Source organism: Paenibacillus sp. 01T422 (assembly GCF_056398785.1).
Map to the genome: position 1 here is coordinate 1 of NZ_JBFTQB010000556.1, position 7,439 is coordinate 7,439.

Annotated in this window: 6 protein-coding genes; 2 read left to right on the forward strand and 4 right to left on the reverse strand. The window is 44.6% G+C overall.

Annotated elements, in window-relative coordinates:
* Both AC1DUA_RS25735 and AC1DUA_RS25740 read left to right on the forward strand, forming a co-directional pair.
* The coding region (locus tag AC1DUA_RS25735; RefSeq protein ID WP_477502476.1) for a helix-turn-helix domain-containing protein at positions 1-431 on the forward strand (431 nt) is incomplete at its 5' end.
* A gap of 154 nt (positions 432-585) precedes the next feature.
* Positions 586-1,389 (forward strand): sugar ABC transporter substrate-binding protein, encoded by an 804-nt coding sequence (locus tag AC1DUA_RS25740; RefSeq protein WP_477502477.1) that lies wholly within the window; start codon positions 586-588, stop codon positions 1,387-1,389.
* Positions 1,390-1,451: 62 nt separating this feature from the next.
* Here the strand turns inward: AC1DUA_RS25740 and AC1DUA_RS25745 are convergent, their stop codons facing one another.
* The 4 genes from AC1DUA_RS25745 to AC1DUA_RS25760 are packed head-to-tail and all read right to left on the reverse strand — an operon-like array spanning position 1,452 to position 7,374.
* Positions 1,452-2,954 carry a cohesin domain-containing protein gene (locus tag AC1DUA_RS25745; protein ID WP_477502478.1) on the reverse strand — a complete coding sequence of 501 codons (1,503 nt, stop codon included), beginning with the start codon at positions 2,952-2,954 and terminating at the stop codon, positions 1,452-1,454.
* 26 nt (positions 2,955-2,980) lie between these two features.
* Positions 2,981-3,346: a hypothetical protein gene (locus tag AC1DUA_RS25750; protein WP_477502479.1), complete on the reverse strand. Its 366-nt coding sequence runs from the start codon at positions 3,344-3,346 to the stop codon at positions 2,981-2,983.
* The gene (locus AC1DUA_RS25755) at positions 3,328-6,714 is read right to left on the reverse strand and encodes a beta-L-arabinofuranosidase domain-containing protein (RefSeq protein ID WP_477502480.1); all 3,387 of its coding nucleotides are present in this window, start codon (positions 6,712-6,714) and stop codon (positions 3,328-3,330) included. Before AC1DUA_RS25755 ends, AC1DUA_RS25750 begins: the two co-directional genes overlap by 19 nt.
* Positions 6,715-6,720: 6 nt before the next feature.
* Positions 6,721-7,374 (reverse strand): SurA N-terminal domain-containing protein, encoded by a 654-nt coding sequence (locus AC1DUA_RS25760; protein WP_477502481.1) that lies wholly within the window; start codon positions 7,372-7,374, stop codon positions 6,721-6,723.
* Positions 7,375-7,439 lie beyond the last annotated feature (65 nt).

Consider the following 7,439-nt stretch of genomic DNA (forward strand, 5'->3'; position numbering starts at 1 on the left):
AACTAGCTGAACAATATTGGCAATGGCGGTCCGGAGCATCGGATAAACATGGGGATATGCTGATCAAAGTGAAAAAATACATCCATGAGAATTATGATAAAGATTACTTTTCTCTTCAAGATGCTGCTGACCATGTCAATTTAAGCTCGGGTCATTTAAGTAAAGTGTTCAGCCAAGAAAATGGCCAAACGTTCATTGAATACTTAACGCAAACCAGAATTCGCAAGGCGATGGAACTGCTTCAGACGACGCAGRCCAAATCCTATGAGATCGCCTTCCTCGTTGGCTATAACGATGCTCATTACTTTTCAAATCTATTCAAGCGAGTAACTGGTATGACAACAAGACAATTCCGCAAGAGTGGTCAGTTTAACAAAGACCTGCCTACACCTGAGAGAGAGGAGCATAAGGGCTTTGTCAGTTACTCTTAGGAAATCCCTTCTCATCTTGGTGTTCTTCTCTCTCTTTACAACCGTGGGCTGTCAGGATTCTAATAATTCCACCAGCCCTTTGTTTTCTACAATAAATCCTTCCCCACAAAAAAGTGAACGTCCTCCCGCCTATACATTTGGGATTATTTATCCGATGGCGCATTCTTTCTATGAAGTCATTACGCAATTAGCCGAAAAGACGGCTGCTTCCAATTCCGTTCAGTTAGTTGTCAAAGCACCGGAAGAAATTAGTTTAGAACAACAGATTCGAATGATGGAAACTATGATTAAACAAAAGGTAGACGGCATTGCGATTTCCCCTATCGATCCAGATGCGCTTGTCCCCGCTATCAATAAAGCTGTGGAAGCTGGTATTCCCGTTGTTTGTTTCGAAACCGACTCACCGTTAAGCCGGCGCCTTTCCTACATCGGTCCAGATCATTACAAAGGCGGGGCTTTAATGGGTGAAGTCGTCAGTAAGCTCATGAAAGGTAAAGGGATGGTGCTTGTTGAATCGGGATTATCCAGTACATCTATTCAGAAAAACCGGCTTTCCGGCATGCTTGACTATTTGTCTCGGAATACAGCTATTCAAGTGCTGGAAGTTGGTTATAACGAAGGCTCCTCTGATAAGGCACTTTCTGACATGGAGCGTATGATTGATGACCACCCCCACTTCGATACCCTCATCACGCTTGATATTGTGTCCAGCTCTGCCTCGATCCTCTTATGGAAAGCCAAAGGTCTGAAACGGAATGCATTGTCATTCGGGATGATGCCCAATGTGAAAGAAGCCCTTATTAACGGCCAAATTACCTCCGTTATCTCTCAGAATGAGCAAGTTTGGGGTGATTATATTATAGGACAATTGCTTCGCGCAGCACGAGGAGAAACAATTCCTGTCTATATGGATACTGGAAATAAAGAGATGACGAAGAATTCACTAGAAGTAAAATAAAAACATCCCTTCCCGCAGATGACTGCAGGAAGGGATGTTTTTGGTATTAGCTGGTGAAGGCCTTACTCTTCTGAAAGCCACTCGTCGATAATCATTCTGGCGACTACTGCCAGATCTTGGATGTCAATTTCACCAGAGTTGTTGATATCCGCTTTCTCGATAAGACTCCAGTTCGCGTCTGTCGACTTAGTCCCGTAGTACTTAGCAATCATGGACAAGTCATTAATTGTGATTTTCGTTGCACCAGGAACCAAGGTAATGATGCTGTTCGAGAACAGTTTCAGCGCTGAATCCAACGCATCTTTCGCAGCATTCACTTGAGCTTGTGTTGCGGATGAATTATCGAACACTGCTTTAGCACTTGTGACCGATGCTTGCAATGCTGCTTTGGATTCGTTTGGATACTGACCAACCTTAGTACCAACAACAGCAGCATCCAACTTGCTCTGAGCACTAACAAGCAATGCGCCGAGTGCTTCTTTATCTGCTTGACCTTGACCAGGATCGGTTGAAGTAATCACCGAGTTAATGAATGTTGTCAAGGCAGCATTCAAGTTGCTCAATGCTGTTTGTACTTCCGCTTCCGTTGCTGCTGCGTTGTCACGAACGACTTTCGCATCGTTAATAGCAATCAGTAACGTATTTTTGGAACCGCTTGGATATTGACCGATTTGAGTGCCCTCAACAGCCGCATCATGATGGCTCTGAGCCGATGCAATCAGGGTGCTTAACGCTTCTTTATCCAAAGCATGAATATGAAGTGTCAGGGAAGCTCCATCCAGATCAATCTTAGCCCCATTTGAAGAAACGGCTGCATCTGACACATAAACATTGCTGGTGACTGAAGTGGCTACCGTATTAGCCTTCGCATGCAGGCTAAGCAGATCACCGCCAGCTACCTCGTTCCCTGAGCCAATACTGGACATTAGGATTAGAATCTGGCCCTTGTCTGGCTTAACTCCTGTAACAAGTACCTTAAAGTTCTCTTTCAGAGAGCCGATCGACGTATCCGCCAAGGAGATAAGTCCATTATCCGTCACAGTTTCAAACTGCAACAGATGGGGATCGTAATTCAGCACGACATTTAAGATAGAGAAGGTAGATGGATGATTACTTACACCCAACTTTAAGTCGACCGGCTGACCGCCCAAGACAGAAGCTGGTCCTGTCAATGTTGTGGACGGTGATGCCGTACTTGATAATTGGAAGCTTCCGGAATATGGAAGCACCACGCCTTCGCCGCCTATCTTGAATGTATACGTACCCCCTAACCAACCATTGGGTGAGTACGTAAAGGCAAAGTGGCCACCCTCTCCGCTGCTGGTTTGGTTCAAATACTCGAGTTGCCCCTGCGGATTGTTGACAATCATCGTGACATCCTTGCCCATGCCAAGATTAATTTCTCCATGAAAAGTGACCTTTTGTGTTGTTTGATCTACCGTGGTTTCTACGTGATTGATCTCAGCCGTTGGTCCAGCCGCTGCTGCTCTGGGCGCAGGAATAATTGCCAGCATACAGATAAGCATAGCCAACGTTGCGACAATAGAAATGATTCTTTTAGACACACGTTCCCCTCCTTCTCGATAACTCATTACTGATTAAATTTGAAATAGGCATGGTAAGCAAAATTATAAGCTGTGTACATAGGCACTAACGTAATTCCGTTCGTTGTGAAATTCAGCGGTGTGCCGGCCACTGGTGTGATCGACTGGGAAAGATCAGCTTCGTTCACATTCAAATTGATAAACTTCGTGCTGCTGCTTTTGCCAACCATGAGAAGCGGTCCATAGAAAACACTGCCCATCGCAGGGTCATCTGGCGTTTTCTCTACACGTAAGCTGTACGGCATCGAAATTTCAATTTTGTCGTTGTCAGCCCATACTTTGCTTAACGTAATATACGTACTTGGTGTTGCCGTAATAGCTTGTGTAACACCATTTACTTTGCTGCACAGCAAGTAAAGCTAGTACGGCCATATCCTTTCGTACTGCCCGGACCTAATGGCATGAAGTAAACAACACCATTGTTGGAAGCGCTTTGATCTTTGGAAGGAAGAATACCGTTATACAGACCTCTTTCATAAAAGTCCATATATTTGGCATCCGGATTGTGGAAGAATAGCTCTCTAGTCAGCTTCAGCATGTTATAAGTTGCGCAGTCCTCTGCTTGACTATTTTTGCTAGTTCCTCCTTCCAGAATATAAGAAGCGATTTTGTCGGATTCCTTGAACAACTCGCCTACGCCGCTGCCGCCGTTACTGAATTGGCGATGATTCGTCACCATGCCCCAGAAATTTTGAGCCACTTTGTAATAGGATGCATCGTTCGTTTGATCATAAACTTTCAAAGCACCTATTATTTGTGGAATATGCTGGTTGGCGTGAATACCGTTTAGCGTGTCTTGATTATTTGCCGTAGGAGTGAACAGCTTTGAATTATCAAACAACTTGGCTGTTCCTAAATATTTGCTGTTTCCTGTAATTGAACTAATCTCTGCTAGGGTTTCGTTCATACCGCCAAACTCACCGGCGATGTATCTACCCCACATGCTGTTTAGCGTGGATTGCGGCAATTTGCTCAATCGGCCATCAACCCAATCCGACATTTTAACAAGCATGCTCAGAGCTTTTGCATTTCCAGTTGCTTTGTAGCTGTCCAGTAAGCCAGCCATAATTTTGTGCAGCGTGTAGTAAGGAGCCCAGATCGTATTGAAATCAGTCTCGTTACCGTTGTACACGGCACCATTCTCTAATAGAATGAATTGCCATTCCCCATAAGCGCTTAGATAGCCAGGAGAGTTATTTCCCACTAAGGAAGGATTGTTTTTACCGAGATTCGATTTCTCCATCCCATTAGGTTGAGTAGCCAAAGCATCCTGAACTTTCGCTAATTCGTCAATCATGTAGTCAATTTTCGTTTTCCATTTCGCATCGCCGCTGCTGGCATAAGCCTGAGCAAAAGCAGACAAGAAGTGCCCCGTCGAATGACCTCTTAATTTGCCTGCTGCCGAATCCCAACCGCCCATTGCTGTAGCACCTTTGGTATCAAGGCCCGCAGCAGCACGGAAGGCAAACAGCAATTTATCCAAATTGTATCCGTCCAGATATAAATATTCACTGTCTCTTAGCTTTGTAAAAATGCTGTCTTGCAAAGTAACATCACTTAAACCAAATGGCTGTACGACAAGGTTGGCCGCACCCGGTGTAGACGTCACTTCTGCTATGATAGGTTTGCTCCAGGCACTGATGCCAGAGCTGTTTTTGGCTCTCACCGCGTACGTATGCTTGGAACCATAGAGCAAGCCCTGATGGATAAATGGAGTTGTAACATTATTAATGGTTGTGCCGTCCACTTCCAGATCATAACTTGCTGCCTCTGGAGATGGCTGCCATGCAATTTCAATCTGTGGAATATCCGATGATGGTGTGCCAGTAATTCCAGCTGGAATCCCTGGTGCGCTTGTCAATTCCGCCACGCCACTAAGGGGCTGTAGATGCGAAGTTTGCAAGTCTGTTCCGTCCCAGACAAGTACTTTGGCCGTATAACCTGTAACATCAGCAGGTAAAGTCAGATTTGTTGCTTGGCTGACAGGATCACCTTTCGTCACAGTTTTACTCAATTGCGTTTTATCTACCAATTTGCCAGCAGCATCATAAAGCGCGAGTGTTACCAAAGAAGCAACATCTGCACTGCCCTTATTCGTACCCGTTACTGTGGCAGTTAACTTCTGATTGCCATTCAGGCTGCTCATATTGAACTCTGAATGAARACTCAGTGTTCTCACTTTAATTTGGGCAACTGCTTTGATGCTCGTTCCTTCAACTGTCCCTTGAACAGTGAAAGAACCTTCAGCAGCATACTCCGATGGGTTAATAGCATCCCAAATTACGCTGAGTTGCCTTGTCGTTTCCTCGTCATTGTAGACGGCAATAACATTACTCGGTAGGGTTGGTGCAGTGCCAACAACCGTATCCATATTTACTGCTTGAATACTGCTTAGAGTTAGTACAAAAGCCTCTTCCAATACCGTCACGACGAAAGTTTTCGTATCCGTCTCATTCCCGTTCTTGATCGTGGCTGTGAGGTTAACAGCCGCATTGCCTGACCGTGCAGCCGGTCGAATGACGGTTCCGTCATTATGTATCACGCTCGTATTGCTGGATTGCCAAGTAATAACGGAGCCATTACGCCCATCCGTTGGCAGATCCAAATTTTTGATTACTGCACTTAAGCCCCCTAGACTAATTGCTTCCTTATCTAATTGCAGTTTCTGTTGATCTGATAATTGCGCAAGCACAACAGCTTCAAAAACTTTAGTATCGTGTGCAGTTCCCTTCGTCACTGTTGCTGTTAGTGTAACTGCTGCGTCAGATTGACCTGGGGCAGGACGAGTGACTGTGCCATCTGTCGCAATGACATTCGTATTGCTGGATTGCCATGTAATATCGGAGCCATACGGTCCCTTTTTTATTAATGAGAGATCTGTGTCCACTGTTCTAAGGTTAACGCCTGCAAGAAGGGCTGACATGTCAGCAGCCACCAATTCGCTGTCAGGCTTATTAATTAACCCTGCAACTTCGGAAGCACTCAGGGCTCTGTTATAAATCCGGAAATCTGAGAACAACGCATTGATGGTAGGGTCAGCGAATTGACCTTTCCCGATATAGTTAGCTGTCGTTGCGCCAAGATTTGTTGGATTCAAAGTCAACGAGGTATTTTCCCCGACTTTCAACCCATTTTCATAAAGAGTAACCGTATGTCCGTTTAAAACCACTGTCACATGCTTCCAAATGTTTGTAGTTAGCGCTGTACCCTTTTGTGCTTTCTCTTCATTTGACCAGCCACTCGTCGTAATCCCGAAAGCTAAGCCTTTTGCTCCATCGTTATTCCCTGTAGGCGTTAAATACATATAGCTAGTCGTGTTACCTACGCCAAAGTCGAAAATACGCATGTAACTCGTTGTCGCACGCATATTCACCCATGTAGATATTGTGAAATTGGTAACCCCATTTAATATCCCATTTGGCAGCTTGACATTAGCACCCGTTGCACTGGGACCGCCGCTCAAGCTAATCGCTTTTCCTTGATCCCAATCCGTAAAGGTATAAGTTTCCCCTGCAGCCGTTGCATTGTTGCCATTTCCTGAAGCATCTTTAATTACATTCCCGCTCACATCGTCAAACTTATACCACGCAATTAAACCATCCGTAGTTCCAGCAGCGTGTGCATGAGGCGTGACATCCGTAAAACCAAGCAACAAATTTACTGCAAAAATAACAAGAATATTAACAATAGATACAGCTCTCTTCAATGAGTAGGTTATCATTGTTGTTTAGCTTCCTCCTTTTGGGGAAATCATTTGGATCCCCGGTAACGATATCGCAATATTAGCTCGGGAACGCAGCTCTTCAAACCATGGCTCCATGAGATCAAGGATTTCTTTATTCAACAGTTCATCGCGAATTTCTGCAATCACTTGTGCCTCACTTTTGGTATTAGAAGCCGTATCATGTGACATATGCTCTGCATAGTGCGCTCTCACCTCATTGTCATCAACCGTCACGCGAGGTTCAAGCAATTTACGAATATACAACTGAGTTTTAAGTTCCGTACGCAACGATTGTTCCGTGTATCCGTCTTTCTTCAGGTTTTCCAGAAATTCGTCTTCCGTGGCATAGGAAGTTCGAACTTTATCAAATGATGCTTGAAATTCGCTTTCGGTCACGCTCACCCCCGCCGCTTTGGACTCTTTCATGATTAAATCTTCTAAAATGAGTTTCTCCAGTATTTTCGGACCTTCGTAATCAACAAGCGCTTTATACAGCTGATTTTGACTAATCTTTACACCATCTACAGTGGCAACAGGTATGTCACGCCCTTTGTATAGAGAGACAATCAATAACGTTGCAATGAACAAAATAAACGATACGATTGATAAACCTTTCCAAAGCGCCACATGCTGATTTTCTTTCTTGGTAGCAGCCAAAGTAAATTCCCCCTTCGCGAGAGCAGAACCTCCTCTCCTTTAGTAATCTCTTTACGGTAAAACAA